20 protein-coding genes are annotated in these 25676 nt (G+C 58.5%); 9 read left to right on the top strand and 11 right to left on the bottom strand.

Annotated features, from left to right (window positions below; translation table 11 throughout):
- Window positions 1-267: 267 nt before the first annotated feature.
- A complete protein-coding gene (locus Poly21_RS06015; protein WP_302117763.1) occupies window positions 268-1794 on the top strand; it encodes an AAA family ATPase in 1527 nt (508 codons plus the stop codon).
- 36 nt (window positions 1795-1830) lie between these two features.
- On the opposite strand, the gene Poly21_RS06010 is transcribed toward Poly21_RS06015, so the two are convergent.
- The 3 genes from Poly21_RS06010 to Poly21_RS06000 all read right to left on the bottom strand — a co-directional run bounded on the left by Poly21_RS06010 (window position 1831) and on the right by Poly21_RS06000 (window position 7443).
- Window positions 1831-3456: an L-fucose/L-arabinose isomerase family protein gene (locus tag Poly21_RS06010; protein WP_302117761.1), complete on the bottom strand. Its 1626-nt coding sequence runs from the start codon at window positions 3454-3456 to the stop codon at window positions 1831-1833.
- Window positions 3457-3767: 311 nt separating this feature from the next.
- The gene (locus Poly21_RS06005; protein ID WP_302117759.1) at window positions 3768-5423 is read right to left on the bottom strand and encodes a ribulokinase; all 1656 of its coding nucleotides are present in this window, start codon (window positions 5421-5423) and stop codon (window positions 3768-3770) included.
- A gap of 79 nt (window positions 5424-5502) precedes the next feature.
- A complete protein-coding gene (locus Poly21_RS06000; RefSeq protein WP_302117756.1) occupies window positions 5503-7443 on the bottom strand; it encodes a tetratricopeptide repeat protein in 1941 nt (646 codons plus the stop codon).
- Window positions 7444-7966: 523 nt separating this feature from the next.
- On the opposite strand from Poly21_RS06000, the gene Poly21_RS05995 reads away from it, so the two are divergent.
- The 5 genes from Poly21_RS05995 (at window position 7967) to Poly21_RS05975 (ending at window position 13573) form a co-directional block, all read left to right on the top strand.
- A complete protein-coding gene (locus tag Poly21_RS05995) occupies window positions 7967-8746 on the top strand; it encodes a tetratricopeptide repeat protein (RefSeq protein WP_146406004.1) in 780 nt (259 codons plus the stop codon).
- Window positions 8747-8903: 157 nt separating this feature from the next.
- Window positions 8904-9713 (top strand): SDR family oxidoreductase, encoded by an 810-nt coding sequence (locus tag Poly21_RS05990; protein ID WP_146406003.1) that lies wholly within the window; start codon window positions 8904-8906, stop codon window positions 9711-9713.
- A 246-nt stretch (window positions 9714-9959) separates the two neighbouring features.
- Window positions 9960-11048, top strand: coding sequence for a sugar kinase (locus Poly21_RS05985; protein WP_302117753.1), 1089 nt, complete (start codon window positions 9960-9962; stop codon window positions 11046-11048).
- 93 nt (window positions 11049-11141) lie between these two features.
- Window positions 11142-12206: a hypothetical protein gene (locus Poly21_RS05980; RefSeq protein ID WP_146406002.1), complete on the top strand. Its 1065-nt coding sequence runs from the start codon at window positions 11142-11144 to the stop codon at window positions 12204-12206.
- Between the two features lie 299 nt (window positions 12207-12505).
- Window positions 12506-13573 carry an AI-2E family transporter gene (locus Poly21_RS05975; RefSeq protein WP_302117750.1) on the top strand — a complete coding sequence of 356 codons (1068 nt, stop codon included), beginning with the start codon at window positions 12506-12508 and terminating at the stop codon, window positions 13571-13573.
- Between the two features lie 142 nt (window positions 13574-13715).
- Here the strand turns inward: Poly21_RS05975 and trmB are convergent, their stop codons facing one another.
- On the bottom strand, window positions 13716-14444 hold the full coding sequence (trmB, locus tag Poly21_RS05970) for a tRNA (guanine(46)-N(7))-methyltransferase TrmB (RefSeq protein WP_146406001.1): 729 nt from the start codon (window positions 14442-14444) through the stop codon (window positions 13716-13718).
- Window positions 14445-14676: 232 nt separating this feature from the next.
- Here trmB and Poly21_RS05965 point away from each other — a divergent pair, with 232 nt between their 5' ends.
- Window positions 14677-16773 carry a M13 family metallopeptidase gene (locus tag Poly21_RS05965; RefSeq protein ID WP_302117747.1) on the top strand — a complete coding sequence of 699 codons (2097 nt, stop codon included), beginning with the start codon at window positions 14677-14679 and terminating at the stop codon, window positions 16771-16773.
- 216 nt (window positions 16774-16989) lie between these two features.
- On the opposite strand, the gene Poly21_RS05960 is transcribed toward Poly21_RS05965, so the two are convergent.
- Both Poly21_RS05960 and Poly21_RS05955 read right to left on the bottom strand, forming a co-directional pair.
- Window positions 16990-18810 (bottom strand): BBP7 family outer membrane beta-barrel protein, encoded by a 1821-nt coding sequence (locus Poly21_RS05960; protein ID WP_302117745.1) that lies wholly within the window; start codon window positions 18808-18810, stop codon window positions 16990-16992.
- A gap of 293 nt (window positions 18811-19103) precedes the next feature.
- Window positions 19104-20156 (bottom strand): prenyltransferase/squalene oxidase repeat-containing protein, encoded by a 1053-nt coding sequence (locus Poly21_RS05955; RefSeq protein ID WP_146406000.1) that lies wholly within the window; start codon window positions 20154-20156, stop codon window positions 19104-19106.
- 270 nt (window positions 20157-20426) lie between these two features.
- Between Poly21_RS05955 and Poly21_RS05950 the strand changes: the two genes are divergently transcribed.
- The gene (locus Poly21_RS05950) at window positions 20427-20666 is read left to right on the top strand and encodes a hypothetical protein (RefSeq protein ID WP_146405999.1); all 240 of its coding nucleotides are present in this window, start codon (window positions 20427-20429) and stop codon (window positions 20664-20666) included.
- Complete coding sequence (locus Poly21_RS05945) at window positions 20663-20914, top strand: hypothetical protein (protein ID WP_146405998.1); 252 nt, start codon at window positions 20663-20665, stop codon at window positions 20912-20914. The genes Poly21_RS05950 and Poly21_RS05945 overlap by 4 nt, the downstream gene beginning before the upstream one ends.
- 55 nt (window positions 20915-20969) lie before the next feature.
- Here Poly21_RS05945 and Poly21_RS05940 read toward each other — a convergent pair whose 3' ends face one another.
- From Poly21_RS05940 to larB, 5 genes are all read right to left on the bottom strand, one after another.
- Window positions 20970-22262, bottom strand: coding sequence for an ABC transporter permease (locus tag Poly21_RS05940; protein ID WP_146405997.1), 1293 nt, complete (start codon window positions 22260-22262; stop codon window positions 20970-20972).
- A gap of 7 nt (window positions 22263-22269) precedes the next feature.
- Window positions 22270-23232 (bottom strand): ABC transporter ATP-binding protein, encoded by a 963-nt coding sequence (locus tag Poly21_RS05935; protein ID WP_302117743.1) that lies wholly within the window; start codon window positions 23230-23232, stop codon window positions 22270-22272.
- Window positions 23216-23368 (bottom strand): hypothetical protein, encoded by a 153-nt coding sequence (locus Poly21_RS27100; protein ID WP_302117741.1) that lies wholly within the window; start codon window positions 23366-23368, stop codon window positions 23216-23218. Before Poly21_RS27100 ends, Poly21_RS05935 begins: the two co-directional genes overlap by 17 nt.
- A 191-nt stretch (window positions 23369-23559) precedes the next feature.
- Complete coding sequence (locus Poly21_RS05930) at window positions 23560-24474, bottom strand: NAD(P)H-hydrate dehydratase (RefSeq protein ID WP_146405995.1); 915 nt, start codon at window positions 24472-24474, stop codon at window positions 23560-23562.
- Between the two features lie 168 nt (window positions 24475-24642).
- Window positions 24643-25524: a nickel pincer cofactor biosynthesis protein LarB gene (larB, locus tag Poly21_RS05925; protein WP_146405994.1), complete on the bottom strand. Its 882-nt coding sequence runs from the start codon at window positions 25522-25524 to the stop codon at window positions 24643-24645.
- Between the last annotated feature and the right edge of the window lie 152 nt (window positions 25525-25676).

The following is a 25676-nucleotide window of genomic DNA, read 5'->3' as shown; positions in this document are numbered from 1 at the left end:
AACACCAAAGGAGAGGTAGTACAATCAAATGGTCCATCCGGATTTATCGTGGGTATCGCAGCGGTGAGCCAAGTGTGCTGGATTTACCCACAATAATCCCGGATGGACCAATCGAATCCCGTCACCTCGCACGATCGCTTTTTACCCTCGTACCTCAGCCGGAAGACCACAACACCGGCAGCGTATGGCCAAGGCATCGCCCTGGGAGTCAAACGGTAGAATGGAAACTAACGACGTTACCCCCGCGTGTGATGAGCAATGCAAGCCATGAGAACCATTAAACGCCTACGAGCTGCCAATGGCGTTATTTGGCTCGTGATTATTTTTCTGGGCTGTGCCATCACGCTCAGTCAGGTCATTCTTGATCGCGACAAATCCGCGCTGATATTCGCCTTTCTATCTGTTTGCGGGTGGACGTTCTGGTACTGTTTTTCAACTTGGCTGTTCGGGATGCGCCGGCATGTCGCCCGTTTCATGCAGCGACCCATCGCTGACCTGACGTTTGTTGACAAACATATCTCCATGAATCGGCTCGCCGACGTGGTTCGAGCGATGCAGGAGCACTGTGAGGAATCCCCGTCGCAGCCTCTACTGGCGATGGCCGCCGGATTCGATCTGAAATCGCTGCGTGTCAGCAACCCGACCATTGACGACGTCGCGTGGCGGACGGTGGATATCGATGGTGGAAAGCTCATCAACATTCCCGAGAACGCAGTCTTCTTTTTACATATCGGAGACCAAAAATGCATTGTCAAAGCTACGTTCGAAAACAATGCATTCGACGAGGAGGAGGAGTATTCCAATCGCAAGGTCAACCCACTGCAACTCTGCGCTGACACAATTGAGCAAGCCAATTCGTTGATGCAGTGGCTGTTGGCTCGGTCCAGCCAAGCATCGATTTTTCGCGGGCACGCCGTGCAGGTTCATGCCCCCTTTGGCTCCAAGTCGACTACTGTCCGGATTGTCGATCGTCCAACAGCAACACGAGGTGAGCTCGTTCTCCCTGACGAAGTTTTATCTCTTGCCGAGACCCTGTTGCTTACGCGTGCCAAACATCGCCATCGCTTGGCAGGATTCGGCCATTCGTCGCGACTCGGTCTCTTGTTTTATGGACCACCGGGCACAGGCAAGACGTTGGTGACCAAGTATTTACTTTCGAAATTGGTCGACCATACGGTCATTGTCCCCACCGATCTGGAACCGGAAACCTTGCGGGAATGCTTTCGGCTGGCGGCATACTTGGAGCCGACCGTTGTCATCGTTGAGGACGTTGACCTCTTAGCCACCAACCGTACGCAGGCCAACGGTCGGCTAGAGGGATTGCAAGAGTTAATGAATGAAATGGATGGGCTGTCGTCGAGCAGCGATACGATGGTAATTCTCTCGACAAATCGACCTGATGTACTGGAGCCTGCACTCGCGTCACGCCCCGGCAGAGTGTCGCAGGCCATCGAATTCCCACTACCCGATCAACAAGCTCGATTGCGATTGCTGGAGCTTTTTCTCACTCCAGCGCATGCAAAGGAACTTGCCGCCGGCGATGCAAGCGAATTGGTGCATTCGGCCGCACTCGACCTCTCGTCTTGGGCGGCACGCACAGACCGAGCCAGCCCCGCGTTCCTGCAAGAACTCTGCAAACGAGCGTTGCTACTCGCTTGCAACGAAACGGACTCGGACGCGATTGTCGTTACCGATCAAATCATGCGTGAAGCGATCCACCAGCTCGTCGTTACGGGTGGCAAACTCAACACGAACGTGCTTGGATTCCCGGACGCTGAATCGGTAGGGACGTAGGCCGTTGGAGATTTGCCGCACAAGAATGGTCCCATCCTACTTCGCTCCCCCACACTGAAACACTTCGATCCCAAGCTCAGCCGCTGCGACAGCCTTCGCCTGCATGGCGAGGTCGGCTTCGGCTTCTGAGTTGGCGTAGGCGACTTGGATGTGATTGGCGTGGTGCCGCGCCATCATTTGGTCTCGCGTCACGCCGTGCAGCACCGCGTGCATGACCGGCCACACGGGCGTCGTGCTGTCCCAGCGACGTTGAGTCTCCTCGGCGGGCAGCGCGACGGCCGTAGCTCGGCCGATATCCATCTTCAAACGTCCATCAGCGACAAAGATTCGTGACCAAACGACCGAACCTGGCTTCGAGATACCGCGCACGGTACTACCGCCACTGGGGAAATACATCGGCGGTTGACGAAAGCCTTCCGCATCTGCCCAGCCACCGGCAAAGTGCGATGCGGGCACCGCGCCACTGATCTCCAGCACCCATACTTCGCTGTCGACCGTGCCGGAGGCATCTCGATCGGACCATCGCAAGTCATGCAACGTGTTCTCCACCGGCTGGCCGAGGGCACGATGGATGCGCTCGGTTAACAATCCATCAACTCCCGCGCACTCGTCAACCTCGTTAAAGTGCGTTAGTGGACGTCCCGCAAACAGCTCCCGTGATCCGTCGTGGGACATCACCGCTGGCCGTACCGAGTCGTTAAGCATGCCTTCGACGAGATCGCTCGCCGGCAACAAATCCTTGAGCCCCTGCTGGTACTGGATGCCAACACAATCACAGCCGAAGTCATCGGCGATCCGGAGCGTCGCGATATACATGCGGCACTGATCTAGAATTTGAGCGTCCGTGAGATCGTTCGTATGATCAGGTCCGGTATGAAACGTCATGCCTTGATCATCCAGCCAATCGCGGACTTTCTGCGCCTCGCCATCGGACACATTCCGGGTTTCGTGATACAACGCCGACTGGCTAAGCCGTTCCTTAAAAATGCCGAGCGGGTTGAGTAGAGAGTCTGGGATAATCGCATTGAACATGCCCATGCAACCCTCATCAAACACACCCATGATTGCTTGGTCGCGTTGCAACGTCTGAGCAACGATTTGGCCGACGGCACGCGATTGATCATCACACGCCATAAGATCGAACGGGGCGACGTGGGAAGTGTCGTGGGTGAGCGCCCCCGTATCAAGCCACGACTGCAATTTCTCCAGGAAAGCGTCATCGTCGAAAGTCTCACTCCAGAGCGAGCAATACTTCACCCCCGCCTTGGCCAACGAACCGTTCAGATTCAGGAGTCCCACCAAGCCCGGCCATTGTCCCGACCAATTCGCCACCGTGAGAATTGGCCCGCGGTGCGAGATCAATCCAGCGAGCACGTGATGGGAGTACTGCCACACAGCTTCGGCGACGATCACAGGCGAATCGGGGTCGATGCCGCGGAACACGTCCATCCCTTGTCGCTGCGAACGGATGAAACCATGCCCTCGAGTTTCGTCAAACTCGTGACCGCGAACGACGGTGCGGCCGAAGCGACTGATCGCGGTAGTGAGCTGCTTCTCCATGGCCTGCTGAGCTTCCCAGCAGACTTGGTTGGCAGAGTCGCGTAAGTCGCCCGAAGCAACGAGTGTAATCGGCATGTTGGAATGGGATGATGCAGTAGACATGAGCAGCAGGGTAGGGTGGGGTGGAGGAATGAAAACGCAGGCGAAATCAATCGCCCTCGTTCTTGGAAATGGATCGTACGAATGAGATGTTGGATTGAATCAATGTTGGTGACCCACGAGTGAGCCGAGTGTCGTAATCGCCGGTCGAGTCAATTGCTTTCGCCATCCGAATGCACAAATACGAACTCGAAACGCCAGCGAGCAACGAACTGGACTGCCTCGCTGGCAAATCGGGTTAGTAAATCATCAGGTAGGTAACGGCGCGGCCGCTGACGCGTCTCGGCTCACTACATCAACAGTCACCCTAACTGCTAGAGCCCGTCGGCCACGGCGGTGGCCAGATCTCGGTATCTCCGGTACAGTCCGTTGTACTTTTCAGCACGGTCAGCACGAGGACTGACGACGTCAAACTGGGATTGCGGCGCTGCTGCCATGGCGGTTGCGGCAGCAGCGATTTCACTAAAACCGCTGGCTTGAGAGCCCGCTGCGATCATCCCTAGAACGGCGGCACCAACCGCCGTTGCCTGAGTAGAGGGATGAATTTCAATCTCGCAGCCAATCACATCCGCGTAGACTTCAATAAATGCGCGGTTGTGATGCGGCAGTCCACCGGTGGCGATGAGGCGGTTGATTTCCACTCCACCCTCGCGCAGCAACTCCACGATCCAGCGGAGTCCAAAGGCAGAGGCCTCCAACATCGCGAGGTACAGGTGCTCGCCGCTGTGATGCAGCCCCAGACCAGTGAACGCGCCTCGCAACTCGCCATCCATCAACGGTGTGCGGCAACCATTCATCCAATCCAAACAAGTCACCCCCTCCGCCCCTGGAGGCAGTTGCATGGCCGATTCGGACAGCGAATCAAACGATTCTAATCCGAGCAGGTTTCGCAGCCATGCGAACGCATCGCCTACCGCCGCTTGGCCGGTCTCGTAACCATACAACCCAGGCAAGATTCCGCCATCGACAACCCCGGCGACCCCGGTGATATCCGCCAGCGTGTGGGAGTTGAGCATGTGACAACTGCTGGTCCCCATCACCATGACGAGAGTGCCCGGGTCGCCCGCACCCACGCCCGGAACAGCAGCATGCGCGTCGATGATCGCAGTAGAAACAGCGATGCCAGGAGCCAAGCCAAATCGCTCTGCCATCGCGTCGCTCAAGCTACCAGCCCGTTCACCGGGGGACCGCATTTCGCCCGGCAGGCAGTTTTCAACTGCGGCGGCGAGCTGCGGCGAAACCGCTGAGAAATACTCCTGCGATGGATATCCCTCCGCTGCCGACCACATCGCTTTGTAGCCCGCCTGGCATGTCGAGCGAGCGAGTGAGTCAGCAGGTCCGCCGACGAGTTGCCAGACGAACCAATCACCGGCCTCGATCCAAATCTCAGCGGCTGCTGCGACCTCAGGAGCATCCTCGATCGTTTCGAGCATTTTGGGAAAGAACCATTCCAGCCCAATCGTGCCGCCGTAGCGTTTTAGAAACGACTCGTTGCGGGCCGTCGCGACCTCGTTCATGTGTGCCGTCTGCTTCATCGCCCCATGATGCTTCCATAACTTCGGCCAGGCGAGCGCCGTGCCACGAAACGTCTCCAAATCGCACAGCGGCGTCCCCGCACGCGTGGTAGGCAACATCGTGCAACTGGTGAAGTCGACGCCGACGCCAATCACGCGATCGGCAGTGATGCCCGCCTGGGCAATCGCCGCCCGCGTGGCCTCGGCAGCCGAGTCGACCCAATCCTGCGGAGCTTGCAAAGCGTAGTGGGGCGGCAATGGTTCCGAGCCGCCCGGCAGCGAGGAGGTGATCTGGCCGTGAGCGTACGGGACCGTCGCTGTACCGTGCTGTTTGCCAGTCGAATCGACCAATACAGCACGGACAGATTCGGTACCGAAATCGAGTCCAAGGGAGATGGGGTGGGTCATGCTGGCTGCATCAGTGTCGACAGAGGTGCGTTCAGGGGTGTGCAGCACTCGGGGCAGTGGAGCTTGTGAAAGTCCCCTGGGAACGGAGATCTCTCGCAAAATCTGCTACCTTCCAATCCTGCGACACCTAATCTATACGCTTTTGCGACGCTTGCAACGCGTCACGAAACTCTTTGAGCTGGCGCAGGAGCGGAGGCGAATGCGGGGTGAGCTCACACGCCTCGGTTTGCATCTTGACGGCTGCCTCGAGGTCACCCACGGCGAAATAGCAGCGAGCACAGGTATCCATCAATGCCGATCGGCCCGGCGAAATCCGCAGCGATTCCTTGCTATATCGCAGCGCCTTGTCGGTATCGCCCGCAGTATTGCTGACCAACCACGCGTAAGCATTGAGATGTTGAGCCAATTCAAGATCCGAGGTGCGAAAAGGCCCCAGCCGCTGCATGTTGTTGCGGGCATCGTCGATTTCACTTTGCGCCATCCGGATTTGCTCATCGAGTATGCTGGCAACCGACTCGCGCCACTGCTCGTCACCATCGAGACGATACATCGCGATCAGGATGTCGATGTTATCCTTGTCCATGTCGTAGGCTTTGCGTAGGACCGGCTTGGCGGCCTCGCTGTCGCCCTGCTGGATCATCAGCAGCCCGCGATGAAAATCCAGATTGCTCTGCACATCGGTGTACGAGAAGCGACGTGCGATTAACCGTTCGCGAAACTCATCATCCTGACTGATCCGTTCGGTCAACGGCGTGAGCGTTCTGACAACATCGGCGTGACGCTGCATCTCGCCAAACATCTCCGCCAACCGCAATCTCGCGAATGATGAGACGGCAGTATCGACAGGCAACCGGTCGATCACAATCTCGAACTCTTGTTCGGCCCAGCGAAACAGCCCTCGCTGAACAAGCTCGGCGGCAATTTCAATATGCGCCAACGCGTTGTACTCAAGGGTTTGGGGGTGCACCGCAGAATCGCCCTCTTGAGCGAGAGGATTGATGGCGAGGGCGGCTTCGGCGAGCTTGCTCGCATCGATCTCACGATCAAGGTGCGAGAACGCTTCGGCAACCGAATAGAGTAGTATCGGGCTCTTCTCCACCAATTCGCGTTGGGATTCGTACAACTCGACGACGACACGATCGAGCGAATGCTCCAGCGCCCAAGTCGAGATCTCGATCAATCGCTGCGTTTTCGCAGGAATCAAATCAACGTTGGCGATCATGAGCCCAACCGCGTCGTCCTTGCTGTCATGAGCGAGCGCTCGCTCAGCGGTCAAGGCGATCAGATCGAGCAATTCGGTCGCAGAAATACTCGATTCGCTAATCAAGTCGCCGTCATCCAAGGCGAGATGTTCACGGTTCTGCGAAATCAACTTCTCCCAAGCGGGAACATCCAAACGCCCTGAACGAAGATCAGCTGCGTACTGCTGCAGCCATGCGCTACTGATTCTGCCCGGCGGCAGTGAACTGGCCTCGATCTGGGCAGCCTCCAAACCATCGCGAACGGAGGATTGCGAGTTGGTTTCGGGCGTCCGGCGATGCAGGGAGGTCGCGGGGCGAGTGTCCAACCCGATCAGTGCCAATGCTGCGGCGCGGGCGAGGGCTGGCTCCGGCTCAAAGCGAGCCAATCGCAACAAGGGCGAAAATGCGTCACCGCGAGGGAGATCTGCAATCGACTCGATCCGCATCTGCCGCTGCGCGACACTGTGGGAACTGTACTCGGACAACAGTTCTCGGACCTCGGTGGCGTCCGTAGGAGTGGACCACTGGACCCTCAAACCGCTCGTCAAACGCCTTGCCACTATGGCTACTTCACTATCGGGATGATTGCGTGCGTCTCGCAATTGATCGAAGGCGGCCAAGCCAATTCGCATGAGTCGATCGCGGCAGCGCAATCGCATCGCGTAGCTATCCGACGCCAACCCCTCGATCAACCTCGCGATCTCTGCGTCGCTAACCGCCGACAAATCCTGCTGGACAGCAGAGCAGGGCACCGCCGATCCGATACCAACCCATGCCCACACCGCGACCATGACAAAGGTTCGCCGACGACACGCAGACAGATTCAATACAGGCAGGCCGAAAAACATCGTCAGAACAATCCGCAAAAAATGAAGTGCAGGCTCAACCAGTGCAGACCGGGGGAGCCCTGTAACTACAAATGTCGATCGACGGCTTCGCCTGTCGCCGCAAGATGCCCGTCGTGAGCGACTTTGCCCCACGCAAGCAGAACAACTCGCAAGCAAATTGGCTCTCGACGGACGGCTCCCCCGTCGCGAACTGACTCCACTCTACCAAATTGGCACCACCCCTGACCGCAAACCGAGTCGATTTTCGTTCACAAAACGCACAGACCGATACCGTCAATCGCGGGGACACCCGCCACACGAGTGAGCCCATGCGCCCTCTATCCGTCGTCGCCCGCAACTGAAAAAGCACCCGAACAGCCTTCCTCATCGTAAGAATACGTGATTTTCGCAGCAAATCTCCTGCCTTGCCACGACAAAAAGTTTGCCAGCGGTTGTTTCGGAAGTTAAGCTGCCAACACAGACGCCTCTCGTGTTCACTGCCTCCTCAAGGATCTCGTCTGCGATGAAAATTCGCTTCACCTCCATTTTTAACGTCCTCGCCGGTGTCATTGCTCTGGTAGCGACCGTTTCAGGGACCACCTGCCACGCTCAATCTGCGGTTTTGTCTGAGATTTATGGTCGAGGGGTCCATGCGTATAACGCCGGACAGTACGACCGTGCCTCCGAATGGCTGAACATGGCAATTGACAACGGCTACAGCGATCCGCGAGCCTATTACTTCCTGGGTTTCAGTGCTGCTGCGAGTGGTCGCGAAATTGAAGCGGAGGGTGATTTCCAGAAGGGGGCGGAGATCGAAGCCACCGGCGCCTTTGGCAATTCGGTCGGTCGAGCACTCGCCCGCGTGCAAGGCCCAACTCGAATGAAGTTGGAACAGATTCGTGAAACCGCTCGATTGCATGCTCTGGCGAAAGGTCAGGCGCGATCCAAAGCACGCTACGGTGAACTCGGAGCGTCCCCGGCCGGCACGGCCGCCAAGCCCGTTCCGGCACCCACGAGAAACGCCCCCGCAGCGAAACCTCGTGCCGTGATGGCACCCGCCGTGCCCGCGGGTGACGATCCCTTTGCCGATGACATGGATCAAGACCCCGTCATCGAATCCAACGACGTCCTCGAGGGAGTCGCGGACAACGCCGTCCCCGCCGAAGGCGAAGCAGCGGCGTCTCCTGAGCCGAGTGGTGAAGGCAGCCCATTTGACGCTCCCGGTGGTGACCCATTCGCCAATCCCGCCGGCGGCAGCGACCCCTTCAGCACCGGTACTTCGGACGACCCGTTCGACTTCTAATGCGGTGATACCGGACCGACAAGTCTGGGGAGCATTGCCGAGCGACGGTTCGGCCCGTCGAGAAAGCGCCAGTCCCCTCCGCCCTGAAAACGGGTGGAGCCTGCGGTGTGGGCCGGGCTAGTCTTTCCATCGACAGACGGTTAGATTGTCGGCCACTATGAATAAACTCTTTGATCTCAGTAATGACGTCGCCGTGGTGATCGGCGGCACCGGTGAACTCGGCGGGCAGATGGCCGAGGCCCTTGGCAGTGCGGGGGCGAAAATCGCCGTACTTGGTCGCAATGCCGAACGCGGCAACGCACGTGCCGAAGCGATTGTGGCGGCAGGCGGCGACGCCAAGTTTTTCGCCGCCGATGGGCTGCAGCGAGAATCGCTCGAAGCCGCCCGCGATAACGTGATCGCATGGGCGGGTACGCCCACCGTGCTCGTCAATGCCGCAGGCGGCAATCACCCCGATGCCACCATCCCGCCCGGCGGCGACATCTGTGGCCTGCCCCTGGACGCTTGGCAAACGGTCTTTGACCTCAATCTCGTCGGCGGTGCACTATTGCCCAGCCAAGTGTTTGCGCCCGCGATGATCGACGCCGGTGTCGGCAGCATCATCAATATCGCTTCGATGTCAGGCATCATTCCGCTGTCGCGAGTCGTTGCCTATTCGGCGGCAAAAGCCGCTGTGATCAATCTCACTCTGTGGCTGGCCCGCGAATGGGCGACCACTGGCGTTCGCGTCAACGCGATCAGCCCAGGCTTTTTTCCTGCCGAGCAAAACCGCAAATTGCTCTTCCAGGAAGACGGCAGTTACACCGAACGGGGCGGCCAAATCATCGGTCACACCCCCATGGCGAGGTTCGGCAAAGCCGAAGAACTCGCGGGAGCAGCAATCTGGTTAGCCAGTCGCCAAGCATCCTCGTTCGTCACCGGCCAGAACATCGCCGTCGACGGCGGTTTCGCCTCTGTCACGATTTAACTGTTAGCGAATGGCCGCGAGTGAATTGCGTTTAGCTGTTAGGCTCCGGGTTGACTTGACAGACATGGCGGCCCCTTGAGGGCTGTTAATTCGATTAACCCACAACACCAACGAAGCGGTCTATTTTGCCCTCGCTGGCCCTTCGGGTTGGTCTTTGCTCATTCAAAAACGCGAAAGCGTGTTCATCCGTAGGCCGCTAGCGTCCAAACGGCTCACCCACTCCTCTTTGCATGAAATGGTAAAAACATGGCTTCTTTGAACATTCCCGCCGCGGGTGCCGATCTTGATTTCCTCGCTCTGGGGGCCTTGGTGCACCGTCTCGACCCGGGCGTGATCCCGTTTCGCACAGCCACCAATTTTGACGTGCATGTTTCGGGCGGTGAATACAACTGCGCCGCGAACCTATCGTCCTGCTTCGGTTTGTCGACTGGAGTCGCAACCGCCATGGTCAACAACGGCATCGGGGAATTGATCCAGCGTCAAGTCCGGGCGATGGGCGTGCGACCGTTCTACAAGCACTTCGAACATGATGGTGTGCGAGGTCCGAACATGGCCACCGTGTACAGTGATCGTGGACAGGGCGTTCGCGCGCCGGTCGTGTTCTACAACCGGGCCAACGAAGCCGGCGGAATGCTCAAGCCAGGTGATTTTGACTGGGACAAGATTTTCGCGGGCGGCGTGCGATGGGTTCACAGCGGTGGGATCTTCGCTGCTTTGTCCGAAACGACTGCTCAAGTCGTCATTGAAATGATGGAAGCGGCCGGACGTCACGGTGCCATTCGCTCCTTCGATTTAAACTACCGCGCTAAATTATGGGACACCATTGGCGGCCTGCCCAAAGGCCAAGAGATGATGGCCAAGATCGTTCAAAATGTCGATTTGCTCGTCGGCAATGAAGAAGACCTACAGAAGGGCTGCGGCATCAAAGGCCCCGACGTGGAAGAGAAGTCCGGTGGCGGGCTCGATCCCAAGAACTTCTTCAAGATGATCGGTGACGCCGTCGAGAAATTCCCGAACGTCAAAGCGGTTGCCACCACATTGCGGGAAGTTCATTCGACCAACCGCCACTCGTGGAGCGCCGTGCTGTGGCACGAAGGCAAAGAGTACGTGGCACCCACTGCGGAGCTGGACGTGCTCGACCGGATCGGTGGTGGCGATGGGTTTGCATCCGGACTGACCTACGGCCTGCTCGATGGCCGCAGTCCAGACGAAGCCCTGCGTTTGGGCTGGGCTCACGGAGCTTTGCTGACGACTTATCCCGGCGACGTCAGCCGCGCCTCGCTCGCTGAAGTCGAAGCCTTCGCCAAGGGCGGTTCCGCTCGGGTACAACGCTAGCACAGGGCGAGACCTATCGGTCTTCCTATCGAATCTCAGGAGCTACCCATGACGGGATTTTCAGTTTCGTCAGACGCCGATGCGAGTTAGCTGATGCTTGATCGTCCACGCGTGAAGTTCATGAGACGCCCCGAGGGAACCGTCTCAGGCTCACTGGTTCGTGGGATCCTATTGGTCCTGCTGCTGGCCAGTCGACCGGCCACTGCCAGCGATGAGTTCGTCTGGCCCGGCCATGGCGTCCCCGCAGACCGGCCGACCTGGGGACACCGTGACGGATTACGAATCGGCTTGGCCCCGGCGCCCGGTCCCCAGGGGCTGATTCGTATTTATGCGCCGTACCTCCGCCAGCAATACCCGCGGATGGTAAACTTTTTGTCTGTCGAACCGGCGGTCACGGGACTGCCGGGACGTGGGCAATCTGAACTGGAGCAAAGCCGCCAGCACCCTGGACAGAGTGGTTTAACGTTCACGCCAGCGAATCAAGTGTTGAAGGTGACGGCGGCTGATGAGTTGCCGTCGGGAATACTCGATCCACAAGCGGGGACGTTGACTCTGTTTGTCCATCCGGAGCCGTTTCGAAATGGTGCCCATCCGATTCTGGAGTTGATCTTCTATCGCGGGCGTCCTCACGAAGTCGAGATCACGATCCACGCCGCGCCCCACAGTGCTCCGATGGAGAGCTGCGTGATTTCGGCGACGATGGGGAACTACGGAATGTTGCGAGAACTTCATCTTGCCGACGGTCAAACCGCGCGAGCCGCGGATCTCTGGAGTGACGAACAGCTCGACGGGTTAGGGTTCCTGCCCTGGCGGTCGTGGCCCGCAGAGAAGTTGGGACGGACCGGCAAGGGCGAGTACGAGGTCAGCCTGAGCAGCAATTTCGAACAGCCGGCTCACGCCGCCTACGCAACCGTAGTACCGCCGCAGTGGCGATACACAGGGCAGGGGGCGACGCACGTTTGGCGTACTGAAGCAGAATCAGCTCCCACCGTTGCGGTCAATGCACGGCGAACCTACTGGGGGACGGTGGCACCGATTGCTGGCGGCGTCTGCTTCGAGAATTTTGAGCTACGCATTCCATTCCAAGATCGTCAACGACTCTGGTTCGGCATTGCACCGGGCAAAAGTGAAAACACCCCTGACAGCCCACTGAACTAACAAGCACGTCCGATCCTTCTCAACGACGGGCGCCGGATGTCGTACGATTGAGGTTTCCCCGGTAGTGGTCGGGTTGCGTGTCCCGCACAGCGGACGGTCGGTACCAAGAACAGTCCCTGTGACGGAGTGTTCGCGCCGCCAGACGTTCACCATGTTCGCGCGATCGCTCCCCAGAGGTTAGAGTGCTTCGGCAGCACCACTGGTATGAAAAGTGCTTCTGCTCCGGCAACGCTGCTGTTGCAGCATTTCGTCTCGACGTCCTACAGCCTTTCTCGTTTTCATCTCCCGCTGAGTCACCCGTGCCTAATCGTCTGCGCCACTTTCAACTACTTGCCCTCGGAACTCTGCTGCTTGGCTTGGTACTGGCGGCAGCGGGGCTATTGATTTCGGCTGTTAATGTGTTGCTATTGGTGTTTGCCGGGCTGCTGTTCGGGCTACTCATCCACGGCATCTCGAACTGGCTCGCCGATCATACGCCACTGTCATACCAATCAAACTACATGATTGTGGTGACTGTGTTTCTCCTCGCGACCTGCCTAGGTTTCTACTACCTGGGCTCACTCGTCGTGGATCGAGCAGACGAGTTTGCGGCCGAGTTGCAGACATCTCTCCAGAATGCTCAGCAGCAAGCGAGTGAATCAGAGCTGACGAAAAAGGTCGTACCTGAATCCGTTGATCTCAAACAAACGATGTTCCAACATGCCGCCACAGCCTGGAAAGGCGTCCTGACCGGAATGCGATCGCTCGGTGCGGCAATCACAGGTGCTTTCGTCATCCTGTTTGTGGGCCTGTACGCGGCTTACGAGCCTCAGCTCTATCGGACAGGGCTGCTAAAGTTAGTTCCGCTACGATCGCGCGATCGTGCTGGCGAAGTGCTCGATCAACTCAACAGCGCGCTCGTCCGCTGGATCATCGGACGGCTGATGTCGATGGCTATCGTGGGAGTGCTGACATCCATTGGCCTGTATTTCCTCGACGTCCCGCTACCGGTCACCCTCGGTGTCCTCGCAGCATTGTTGACGTTCCTGCCCAACTTCGGGCCGCTACTCGCTGCGGTACCGCAGATTCTGCTCGCGCTCAACGTCAGCACCGAAACTGCGATCTACGTGGGCATATTCAACGTGGTGCTGCAGGGAGTCGAGAGTTACCTGATTACGCCCATGATCCAGCGGAGCGAGGTCACACTGCCGCCGATCCTGACGATCGCTGCTCAATTGCTAATGGGCGTTCTGGTCGGTGTGATGGGGATCATGATGGCTGCACCGATGGTAGTCGCAATCATGGTGGTCGTGCAAATGCTGTACATCGAAGACTACCTGGGTGACCCCGATCCCGGCGAGCTGACCAGTACCCCCGCGAACGATTGAAATTCCACAACGGTACAGTAGCCGAGTCACTCCGAGGCTCGGATAAGGGCGTCGGTAATCAGCGCTGGACACGTGGCTCGGAGAGCCACGGCTACTCAATATCTAGATTCACGGAGAATTGCCGCACTCGGCTCAAACTGCGTTATGAGCGGTCGCGTTTGCGATAGCAGACTCGATACACCGGTATCCCGAATTTGCGGCTGCGTCTTTCGAAGTGGGTGTGATAATCGAGATCATGGGTCGATTCTCGCTGCACCTCTGGCAACGGCACGCCGAATTCCGGCGCAATCTCAGCGATCAATTCAACGGTGAGCTCAAAGTAGTCAAGGACGTCGGTCCAAAAATGCAGGCGGCCGCCTGTGCGAAGTGCGCGACTGAACTCGCGGATGTTCGCATCGCTCAACACCCGCCGCTTGCGATGCCGTTTCTTCCACCATGGATCTGGGAAGTAGACGTGTACCGCTTCGAGTGATCCGTTGGCGATTCGAGGTGCTTGCCTACCATCGTTACCGCCATCGGGAGCTCCGGGCGTTCCAGGCGACTGCGCGTAGTTGCGAGGGCCACTGGCAAAAATGGGCTCGGCGTCTCCGGACAACATCATGGCGTTGGCACGGTTTCGACGCGCCAACCTCGCGGCCGCATGCGCGGCATATTTGCCGGCGATTTCAATTCCAAAATAGTTGTGCTCGGGGCAGCGTTGTGACTCCGTTTGAATAAATAGCCCTTTACCGCTGCCAACTTCGATCTCCAGCGGCTGATCGTTCCCGAAGAGTGTTTGACTGGACAACTCCCGTGGCAAATCCTCCGGCTTCTTGAGCCATTTCGACAGATCGAGGTCAGGGTTCGGCTTTCGCAGGGCTGCACGAGGCATGAGAACTTAAGCGTTGGAAATAGAGATGGGGAACAGGAACCAGCCATCCATCGTACCGAGCGAGAGTCCTCCTGCCTGCCCCCGAATCCCCAGCCCACGCTTCCTCAACCTCCTCACATCGCCAACCACGGGGCAGGGCAGGGTGGTACAGCCCTCTGGGCAGTGGAGCGAGATTGCCTCAAAATTACGACCGCAACGTTTCCAAGACCTCTTTCCCGATCGCGATGCCGCTATGAAACGAAACCTGCTTCCACCACCTCGCGCCATTCGTACGATCGCAGCCGGAACGCTGCTCGCTGGCATGAGCGTGGGCTATCTACCATCCACACCCAGCCTATCCGCAGAAGAAGTTACTGCAGAGGACGCAACTGCCACCGGCAAGGTCTCAGGGATCGATCAGTCCTTGTTCAGTGAATCAGTGAAGCCGGGCGAGAATTTCTATACCTACGCCAACGAAAAATGGTTGGATGAAACCCCGATTCCTGCAGACAAGTCGAACTACGGAATCTTCACCATTCTCGATGATGAAACTCGCGAACAAGTCCGCACGCTGATCGAGGCTGCGGCGGAAGAGGATGCCGCCCCAGGCACTCCCAGTCAGAAGGTGGGCGACATGTATCGTTCCGTGCTGGATGTCAAAAAACGCAATGAAGCAGGAATCACACCGATCCAGCCACTTCTGAAAATCGTTGATGGGATTGAATCCCCCGCAGACCTCGCCACCGCGATGGGTAAACTTGTGCGGCGGGGCGTCTACGGACCACTCGCCCCCTATGTCAGTGTCGATGCGAAACACAGCGACGAGTACATCGTTTATCTAACCCAGTCGGGACTGACCCTGCCCGATCGCGACTACTATCTCGAGGACGAGCCCCGCTACAACGAACTGCGCAGTGAACTGAAGACCTACATCGCCGATATGCTCAGCGTGCTCGGCACAGAAGATCCCGCCGCAGCCGCCGAGCAGGTCTTCGAAATCGAAAAACAGATCGCCGAGCGACAGTGGACCAAGACGGAGAACCGCGACCCCGACGCGACCTATAATCGCAAAACGATGGCCGAACTCGACGAGCTCGTCAGTGAGTTCCCAGTCAATCAAATGCTGGAGGCTGCCGAGATCAAAGACCAAGCAGCCCTCGTTGTTCGCCAACCCAGTTTCTTTACCGAAATCGATGCCGTGCTCACCGGTACGCCGCTGGACGCATGGAAGCATTATCTCGACTTTCACATCGTGGATTCCTACGCGTCCGCCTTGACGGAAGACTTGGAGCGACGAAATTTTGAATTCCATGGCAAAGCGGTGTCGGGTACCGACGAACAACAACCGATGTGGAAGCGGGCGGTCGATGGCACGGGAGCGGTCCTGGGCGAAGTCGTCGGCCAACTCTACGTCGAACAACATTTCACCCCGCAGGCGAAAGCCCGCATGAATGAGTTGGTCAACAACTTGAAGACAGCCTTCGCCCAGCGGATCAAGACCCGGGAGTGGATGGGGAAGGGCACTCAGAAGCAGGCCCAGGTCAAACTCGACAAGTTCACCACCAAGATCGGCTATCCCGACGAGTGGAAGGACTACTCGAAACTGACAATTACCGACGCCTCGCCCGCGACCAACATGATTGCTGCGGCCAAGTTCGAATTTGATCGCGACCTGAACAAACTCGGGGGACCGATCGATCGCAATGAATGGCACATGACGCCGCAAACAATCAATGCCTACTACAACCCCACAATGAACGAAATCGTGTTTCCCGCCGCGATTTTGCAGCCACCCTTTTTCAACATGGCCGCTGACGATGCGGTGAATTACGGGGGCATCGGCGCTGTCATCGGTCACGAACTCAGCCATGGCTTCGACGACAAAGGCAGCAAATACGACGGCGATGGAAACCTACGCAACTGGTGGACGCCGACCGATCGCGAAGAGTTTGAAAAACGCGCCGCTGGCCTCAGCGCTCAATACGACCAATTCAAACCTTTCGAAGATATGAACGTCAACGGCGAACTCACGCTCGGCGAAAACATCGGTGACCTGGGCGGTCTCGCGGTCGCCTACGCCGCTTACCAGCTGTCTCTCGATGGCAAAGCAGCACCGGTCATCGACGGTCTCACCGGAGACCAACGGTTTTTCCTAGGTTGGTCACAGATTTGGCGACGATTGTATCGCGAACAAGAACTTCGCAAACGCTTGATCACCGATCCTCACAGCCCGAGCGAATACCGCGTTAACGGCATCGTGCGAAACATGGATGAGTGGTACGAGGCATTCGGCATCGATAAGAGCGACAAACTTTACGTTGCCCCGGAGAATCGCATCCGCATTTGGTAGCGTGTAGCCGGATCGCGATCGTGTGCGGTTCTCATCAACTGCGAGTTTCATCCGACGGCCGCACTCTGCCGGAGACGTAACGGGCCGTCGATTTCATGGACTGGGGTGTGACGCAGCGGTGCGCCGAATGCCACCAGGCAGCGTCGCTAGCCCGGCCGCTTACGCGTCTCGGCTCACTCGAAGGACATCCCAGTGAGCTCCCGCTCGGGTCTGTACTTAGAAATTACGCATCACGCCAAACGTGATTGCGTTGGCGGTGAGGTCACTGTAGTAAACGTCAGGCCGAGGCGATGCGAAGCCTTGCAGACCGCCGGGACTGGCCTGCGTCAGGTTCAGGTAAGGATCGATTTGCTCGCCCGCTCGCAGCACCCGGCTGAGGTAGAGAAAGTGGTATCCCACCGAAGCGTTCCAACCGTAGGGCAGTTGGCGGCTGAGCATTAACCGCAACTCGGGTGAGACTGCAAACTCGCTATAGTCTCGTGAACCCATATTGCTGCTTTGCACCAACAGTCCACCGTTCTGAATATCGACCGCAGGACCGGTCGTTCGCGTTAGACCGTAAGCCTTCACGGTCGAACTGGTTCGGCCGATGCCGAGCTTCAACATCGACGCCAGTGACCAGCGTCCCCAGCTGGTTTCGGTACGAACACCGAATGCGGCTCCGTTAAACCGGTTGGTCGCTTGGAAGCGGTCGGTGCGATCGATCAATGTGCCGATGCCCAGTCCGCTGCTACTGCCGAGGATCCGGGTCGAGTCACTGATGTTCAGATCATCGTCGAGCTGGAGGTACGTGTAGCCCACCAGACTTTCGAGTTGCCGATCCGCCCGGCTGATTAACATCGCTCGCAACAGTACATCTCCGGCAGCGAACTGCGTTGACGACTGCACGTTGACACTACCGGCATACTGGGCGGGAAAACTCACGAGGTCAGCATCGCTACCCATCCCACCCGGAGAGACATCCACATAGGGGCGGGCCAAAATGGCATAGGTGGAGGAGTCCGCAGAAAACTGATCGTCGACATCGTCGGCGAATAGAATCGATGCGGATAAACCGAGCCCGGAGGCACCAAAATAGCGACCGATTTCAAAGCGACCACCCGAGCGACTGCCGTCCCCCAGTTCGTTGCCGCCATAGAGCGTTCGCGTCCCCGATTGCCCCAGGACACCCGCGTTTGCTAACGGGGTGCCTGGATCGCCAGTCGTCACCAACGGCGGTGCACCTTGCCCATCGAGGGTTAAGTTGGCGTATTCGGCACGCGCCCAAAATCCGGCAAGCGGGTGTGCCAAGAATCTTGCCAGGTGTTCGACTCGCGCATCATATGGCCCGTAGTAACCATCTCCATAGCGACACGAGTCACAGACTCCTGTGGTGGCTGCGTCGCAAGCATCGCATCCGCCGTCAATCGAGTCGCCGAACATCTGACTGCCCTCGAAATCAGAGTACTCGTCGAACTCCAACACCTCGGGGTCGGCGTATTCCTCCCCAACGATGACTTCGGGGTCGTCCAAGAATGGTGACTCCAACGCCATCGACGGTGACGAGGCCATGCGGGTGGGGAGGGATTGTCCGACTGCGATCGGCAATGGTGCCGCTCCCATGAAATACTCGCCTTCGGCCAACTCGGAGTCCATGACCTCGCCATCCGCGTTTCGAATCTCAACGCTGGTGACACGGCCCGGCTGCACGCCTGGCTTCTCTTTGAGTATCCGTGAATCGGCACTGCTGGGCGCAGAGTAGCCGCGTACGGGTATCCGCCTCGGCGACGACGCCGTCGGAGACGTCTGGGCGATCAGCGGCACTGGACTGCAAACGCATACTAGGAGGATTCCCGCGACGGCGCGCAGGCGGCGAAAATGCACGTAGGCTGGCGCTACTTTCTCGTCTGAACCCGCCTTCTGTGGAGCCGCCACCCATGTGTTCAGCCGGGACATCGCTCGCACACAACGCCCTCCACCAATGCGTGCAAACAAGAGCTTTGCAGCGTTCATGGCGAGGTGACTCGGGCCATCGCCCGCTTGGATTTGCTTTGTCATGTGATGATCACGGCCTCAGACCCGGACACGGCTGGCAACGCGATGAGACGCTCCCACAGTGATAAATTCAAAACAGACTGTTGATTGCCACGATCGTGAGCCGAGAGCCGCAAGGCCCCCGGCATGATCGCGATCGAGAGCCGCCAGGCAGCGGGCATGATCGCCGGCCCGACCGCTCACGCGTCTCGGCTCAGTTTTTCAACAATCTGTTAACGCACGCAATGCGTTAGCCGTGGGGTTAGCAAACTTGAGACAAAAAAGTCAAGTCAGATGATTTTTTTGAACTTTGTGAGTCACCGCTGATAGATCGGCAGAAAGCCGCGGTCGAGTTGCAGCATCGTGAGGTTACACGCGGTGATGTACACCGGGTGAATCGGGCCAGTCCACGAGCCATCAGGTTGTTGCTCAGCCGAAATACGATCGTACAGCCGGTCGCGAAACGGGAACCACTCCTGATCGCCTTGCCGGTAGACCACTTGGCTGTAGTAGAGATAGGTGTAGTGCCAGTGGCCAAACGCAGCGCCTGCGTCACCAAGATCGTGCAGGGATTCCTTGGTGTAGGCCAGCATCTCGGGCACTTGCTCACTGTCGTAATCGCCCGCGTTGTAGAGCGCCGCCAGAGCCGCCGCCGTGATCGCTGGTCGGCTGCTGCCCGTTTGCCGGCTACTGTAGCTGATCCCGCCGTCTGGGTTTTGACAGCGATAGATGTATTCCTTCGCCTTCTCAATCACCTCACCACTGACAGGAATCCCCGCATTGCGACAGCCTCGCAGTCCCTGAACCTGCGTAATGGTGGTGCTACCCTCGTCAAAATCATTGCCCTCCTTGGCTGACACGTAGCCCCACCCGCCAGCGGCGGTTTGAGCGTTTCCACTGAATTGAACCGCTCGGCTGAGCACGTCGACGATTTCCTCCCGACGGTCGAGCAGTCCTTCTTCGCCGAGGACCTGCGACAGAAACAGCATCGAAAAGCCGTGGCCATACGTGTATCGCGCATCGGTTTGTGGGTCGCCAATCAAGCCATTTCCGCGGGATTTGCTAATAATGAAATCCGCAGCTCGAGCGATCTGGCGGGCGTACGGGCCCTGCGTCGTCGTGCTCCCACTGGCGATCAGAGCCGTTCCGGATAACGCCGCCATCGCAGTCGGGTAAACGGTCGTGTTCCACTGGCCACGTGAGGACTGTTTGCTGGCCAGATACTCCAGACCACGGTTGATCGCCTCCAGCCACTTGGGTTTTGGAATCGCAGCGTTGGCCGTGTTGGGAACCGCCTGGGCGGCCGCGACGCAACCGCCCGCGGCGAGGGCGTGCAGAAATCGGCGGCGGTCGATGGAAGGAAAGTTCATAGCACAGCCTGGTCAGGATGCCTGGGACGAAGACGGGATAGGTGTCTCAAGATTCGTAGGAGGGGACCGCGGTCCCGTCCGTGACCGATTTTCTCGCTCGGGGCAATGGTCCCCAGCTACCGAGATCCTCACCCACTACGATAGCACGTCCACGTCAGATCGAGAAACACTCGATTTCCGAAGAATCCAGTGAAGTTAGCCGGGTTATGCCGCCGATAACGATTGTGCCACCGATTGGCTGGACCTGAATCGCGCAAAAGGCGTACCACGATGACAAATATCATGAATCTACGACGAAATGTGACCACTGTAGTGGCGCTGACCACCCTGACGACGATTCTGGCTGCTACCACAGGCTGTCAAACATCCCTGAATGGTCAAACGCTGCCGAGCCCGTACTATTTACAGGACGATGTCCAGTATTTCCCAGCGGGGCCTGAGTTCAAGCTGCCACGTGAAGCAGCCGCACTCCGCGCCGCCCGCGCCGAAGAAAAGTTGAATCAGCGATGAATCGCACACCGCATCAAGAAAAGATCATTCGCAATTACTACCAGAATCGCGACGTGATCGGTCTGCAAAAGGCCTCCGAGGCGGTCACGGATCTGTATCTCAGCGAGGGCAAAAAGCGAGAGACGGTCTGGAAGCGGCTGGCCAGTCATTTAGAAAAAATTGGCGTTTCCGAGAAACAGATCGAGGATCTGCGAGCCGCCGATGATCCTGCTGCCGTGGCGAAGCTGCTCGAAAAGTACTCCGGTTAATTGCACAGGTAACCGTCGCGCATGGGTCCACGGCCATCCTGTCCGCAGTACCGACTCACGCAGTCTCCCAGCGAATCGCCAGCACGCGGGCGGCTACCAGCAATCCGAACGCAGCTGCCAACAACACCGTGAGCTGGGGTCCGAGTTCGCCCACGGGAAGCTCACGCCAAAAGACTTTGTCGTAGCCATCGAGCGCCCACGCGTTGAATGTCCACAAACCCGCTTGCTGCAACGACTCGCTCATCACGTAGCGAGGCACCATCGAGCCGCCCAAAGCGCTCATGGTGAGGATGGCAATCACGGAGAGGCCGCCGAGTTGACCACGTGTCCGGCACAAGGTCGCTAAAAACAAACCAAACGAAGCCGCGGCTGAAGCTGTCGCCAGCGTCATGATGGCAAAACCATCGAGATGCCCGAGTAGATCCAACCCAAAGACGAGTTGGGCCCACAAGAACATCACCGTGACCTGCACACAGCCTAACAAGGTCAGGTAAAACCACTTGCCTAACAACAACTGATCCATGGTCATCTGCGTGGCCAACAGACGCTCGAGCGTCTGGTTCTCACGCTCTTCCAGCAACACGCCTCCACCGGTGGAGGCGTTGAAGAGCAAGAACATGACCGCAATCCCAGCGGCATAGACGCTGACAACTGGATTCGATTTGCCTTGCCCGAGAATATTGACGACCTCAATCCTGGGCGCTGCTAACAGCGGCGGATCTGCGGAAGGGGTGCCCGGCTGTGATCCGGGTCTGGATGTCGCCGCGACGTTGCGCACGAACTGAGCGAACTCTCTGTCGTCTTGGGTGGTGTCGTCTTGAGTGGCAGTCTCTTTTTTCGGTACAGGATTTCCTGTACGCGCTTCGGTTGGTTCCCCTATCAGTGATCCCGCCGGACCCTCTGCCCGCACAGTCGTGGGCATTGCCTCGCCGATCACCGCCTGCGTGACCAGGGCCGTCACCACTTGGCTGGCGACTTTGTCGGAAGAATCATTGAGCAATTCAGCGGACAGCTGATCGTTATCGATATCAAGCACTACGGCGATCGTCGCAATGCCGCGGCGAACCATCGTTTCCGCGGCCTGCCGATCGAGCACCGACGTTTCGTCCGGTCCCGGCATCACTCGCAGCCCCTCGCTCTCACTGAGTTGGTCAAGAATCTCTTGGCAACGATCAGATCCCGCCGCATTGACGAGCGCCACTTTGACTTTCGGTGTTGTCCCCACCCCATGGGTGAAGATCCACGCAAAAATACTGAAGAAGGCGATAGGCACTACGAACGTCAACAACCACTCCACTCGATTATGGCGGAGGCGACGCAGATGAATTTCAATTACTTTCCAAATCACAGATCGTTCAATCCCTGAGCTCGCGACCAGTGAGATGCAAAAACACGTGATGCAGTGTAGGACTGTGCACTTCGACGTCCGCGACGGTATATCTCGCCGCTCCAACAGCTTCGATCAGACGGGGCAAGCCGACGGCGATCTCAGACACCTTCGCAGTGACATGAGACTCCCCCGGTGTCGCCGACAACCTGACACCGCTGGTCGCCAGTGGCTCGTTGCCGTGGCCTCGCAAGGGTTGCTCAAGTTGAATGCGAACCACGCGATCGACGCCAATCGTTTGCCGCAGCAATTCGTCAAATGTGCCCGCAGCCACGACGCGACCATGATCGGCAATCACGATCCGGTCGCACTGTGTTTCCGCTTCATCGAGATGATGGGTCGTCAATAAGATCGAAGTGCCGCGCTCGCTGAGTTGGTCCAGCATAAGAAAGATCCGTTCACGGCTCTGGGGATCGACACCCACGCTGGGTTCGTCAAGCAACAGCACTTCGGGCTCGTGCAAGACGCCACAGGCCAGATTGATGCGACGTTTCATCCCTCCCGAAAACGTGGCAACGAGTTCGTCACCGCGATCAGCCAGCCCCGTCCACTTCAACGCCCAGTCGACTTGACGTTTAAGTGTCGAGCCTCGCAGACCATGAAAACGGCCAAACGCAAATAGATTTTCGCGCGTCGTGAGATCCGCGTACAACGCGATTTCTTGGGGGACGAGTCCCAGCATATCGCGGGGTGAAGTCCGCTGGACCCGTTGCCCGAGCATATCGATCGTCCCTGAGTCCGCTTGGGCACGTCCGGAAAGACAACGAATCATCGTCGTTTTGCCGGCTCCGTTCGGCCCGAGGTATGCAAGACGCTCGCCCTGCTGCAGTTCAAAGGTGATCCCGTCGAGCGCCACGTGTTGCTTGACTGCCCCGCCACCAAATCCCCAACCGGCTCCCGGTTGCGGGTAGCTTTTACGCAAGTCCTTCACAGAGATCGCGGGGGGCGGCGTGGAAATCAAAGTGGACTTCTTTGGCAAATAGGAACAACGAACCACGCGATCTTAGCGGATCGTCAATCGCAGCGGAAACCCGATTCTGAGGATGCCCCGTTTTGAACTCGCGCACGTTTCTCTTCCTGCGGCACGAACCTCTTCCTGCGGCACGAGCCTGTTCCTACGGCACGAGCCTCTTCCTATGGCACAAGCGTTTGCGTGACTTCATCCTCCCCGAACGCAGTGGGGGGAGAGTCCGTGAGATGGCGAACTCACTCGTAATGAGAATCTGCCCGACCAATCGTAACCGCCCGACCACCCACCTCAGCTGGACGGGGCCGTCCGGCGACGATCAACCATCTCATCGGCCACAGCAGCGAGAGTCTGGACCAAATGCCAGGCCGTCATCCCTGTCTGAGAAATTCCGGCCGCGGCGGCATCGCCTGCCCGGCCATGAATCCAGACCCCCAATCGGGCCGCATCCCAACCCGATAATCCCTGTCCGAGCAGTGACGTAATCACGCCGGTCAACACGTCTCCACAACCCGCCGTCCCCATGCCAGGATTGCCGGTGCCGTTGACGTAGGCGCGGCGAGGTCGATCCACTGAACAACCATCGACGACGTGGGTTGGGCCACCTTTGACCACAATCGTGACCCGCAATCGGTCGGCGAGCTGTTGAGCGGCCGTGAGCTGAGCCGCGCCGTCCTTGGCATCAACACCCGTCAAACGAGCCAGTTCACCGGGGTGAGGCGTCAGGACCACAGGAGCATTGTCCGCGACTCGAGCGCAGGCGTCGTCATCAAACCAATGTTCCTGAGAGATGATATTCAGCGCGTCAGCATCGATCACCAGCGCCGTACGACGCTGTCGCAGCAACTCCTCGACAATCACTGTGCTACCTTCTCCCGTGCCCATCCCAGGCCCCACGCCGATTGCGTCCTGCCGCGCCACGGCCGGACGCAACTCCGGCCACGCCTCGGTTGCAAAGCTGCCGTCGAGGCAGGGCAGGGCGGTCGTCATCAAAGCAGGGTGGAAACCAGCAACGGTCTCCAGAACTCGATCGGGAACTGCCGCCGAAACCAATCCCGAACCGGTATGCAGCGCCGCGATCGAGGACAGCGTAATCGAACCCGCCATTCCCCTCGATCCACCCACCAGCAAGACACGGCCAAAGGTGCCTTTGTGATCGGCGGATTCGCGAGACGGTAAACGCAACGGAGGCGAGGCCGCAGTCATGAGTTCTCTCCTTGGAATCGTGCCAGTTCGGTGTGCAGACCGGCAACTTCCCGGGCACGCGTCGTAGGGTTGGGCCGCAGTGATTGTACCCGTTGCATCACCCCCACTCATGGGAATGATCGTCGATCGGCGGCTCCACTCGACGCGACAACGGGCGCTACCGCTAGCTCAGAGGGACGCAGCCGTCTGGCTACCATTCTTTGCGTTGAGTCCCGCCGCGATCAAGCCAGCTAAGTAGGCACCTTTAAAACCAGCGTCAATATTCACCACGGCCACGTTGGGAGCACAGGACGTCAGCATCCCCATCAGCGGCGTCAGGCCGGCAAAGTTCGCGCCATAGCCGGTGCTCGTGGGCACTGCGATCACTGGCACAGCCACGTGCCCGGCCACCGTTGGCGGCAGTGCACCCTCCATGCCTGCAATCACGACGATCGCGGCTGCCTTCCGCAGCTCTGGAACCGCCGCCAAAACTCGCTGCGGTCCGGCGACACCAATGTCCTCAAACCGGTCATGGGGGATACCCATCCAAGCCAGTGTTTCGGCCGCCTCTTCGGCCACCGCCGCATCCGTACTGCCGGCGGTCACGATGGCAACGTGAGCGATACTTTCCTCACGTAGCGGACAGACGAGCAGATCCGCCTCAGCAGAAATTCGCAGCGTGCGAGCGAGTGGATTGTGGTGCGTGCACGCAAAATGCCGTCGCAACTGGGCGGCCGCCATCGAATCAATCCGCGTGATCAAACAGTGCTCGCCTGCATCGAGTTGCGTTTCGACGATGCGAATCATTAACTCCGTGCTCTTGCCCTCGCCGTAGATGACTTCTCCGAATCCACAGCGCGCCCGACGACCAATATCCACGGTCGCTCCCGGGATCGGAGCGATCCCCGCAAAAGTGGACGCTTCGCGGGCGGTTGCCGCTAATCTTCCCGCTAAGTCATCGGCTGCCTGTTCGACCGCCATGGTTCCATCGGCTACCGCCGCTAACATCTCTAACAGGGCAGGGGAGGGGACTTGGCCGGCGGACGGCGATGACGGGGCAGGAGAGTTCATCGGAGGATTTCATGGCGGGGGGATGCGAACTCGGACGGATGATCAGTTTATACTGCCGCAGGCCTGTCGGGGCAGGTCACTGCGCTGCAGACGCGATTCGCTGCTCCCCGTTGGCGGCCGTGCCCCCCTTTTCGAGACGGCTGTTAAATGTT

The organism is Allorhodopirellula heiligendammensis (genome assembly GCF_007860105.1).
Lineage (GTDB): Bacteria > Planctomycetota > Planctomycetia > Pirellulales > Pirellulaceae > Rhodopirellula > Rhodopirellula heiligendammensis.
This window is presented reverse-complemented; position numbering and strand designations above follow the sequence as displayed.

Coding starts and splice junctions, on each gene's coding strand:
- Poly21_RS06015 (WP_302117763.1), top strand. CDS start 268: ATGAGAACCATTAAACGCCTACGAGCTGCCAATGGCGTTATTTGGCTC.
- Poly21_RS05980 (WP_146406002.1), top strand. CDS start 11,142: ATGCTTGATCGTCCACGCGTGAAGTTCATGAGACGCCCCGAGGGAACC.
- Poly21_RS05960 (WP_302117745.1), bottom strand. CDS start 18,810: ATGACAAAGCAAATCCAAGCGGGCGATGGCCCGAGTCACCTCGCCATG.
- larB (WP_146405994.1), bottom strand. CDS start 25,524: ATGAACTCTCCTGCCCCGTCATCGCCGTCCGCCGGCCAAGTCCCCTCC.
- Poly21_RS05990 (WP_146406003.1), top strand. CDS start 8,904: ATGAATAAACTCTTTGATCTCAGTAATGACGTCGCCGTGGTGATCGGC.
- Poly21_RS05945 (WP_146405998.1), top strand. CDS start 20,663: ATGAATCGCACACCGCATCAAGAAAAGATCATTCGCAATTACTACCAG.
- Poly21_RS05965 (WP_302117747.1), top strand. CDS start 14,677: ATGAAACGAAACCTGCTTCCACCACCTCGCGCCATTCGTACGATCGCA.
- trmB (WP_146406001.1), bottom strand. CDS start 14,444: ATGCCTCGTGCAGCCCTGCGAAAGCCGAACCCTGACCTCGATCTGTCG.
- Poly21_RS06010 (WP_302117761.1), bottom strand. CDS start 3,456: ATGTCTACTGCATCATCCCATTCCAACATGCCGATTACACTCGTTGCT.
- Poly21_RS05995 (WP_146406004.1), top strand. CDS start 7,967: ATGAAAATTCGCTTCACCTCCATTTTTAACGTCCTCGCCGGTGTCATT.
- Poly21_RS05955 (WP_146406000.1), bottom strand. CDS start 20,156: ATGAACTTTCCTTCCATCGACCGCCGCCGATTTCTGCACGCCCTCGCC.
- Poly21_RS05930 (WP_146405995.1), bottom strand. CDS start 24,474: ATGACTGCGGCCTCGCCTCCGTTGCGTTTACCGTCTCGCGAATCCGCC.
- Poly21_RS05985 (WP_302117753.1), top strand. CDS start 9,960: ATGGCTTCTTTGAACATTCCCGCCGCGGGTGCCGATCTTGATTTCCTC.
- Poly21_RS05950 (WP_146405999.1), top strand. CDS start 20,427: ATGACAAATATCATGAATCTACGACGAAATGTGACCACTGTAGTGGCG.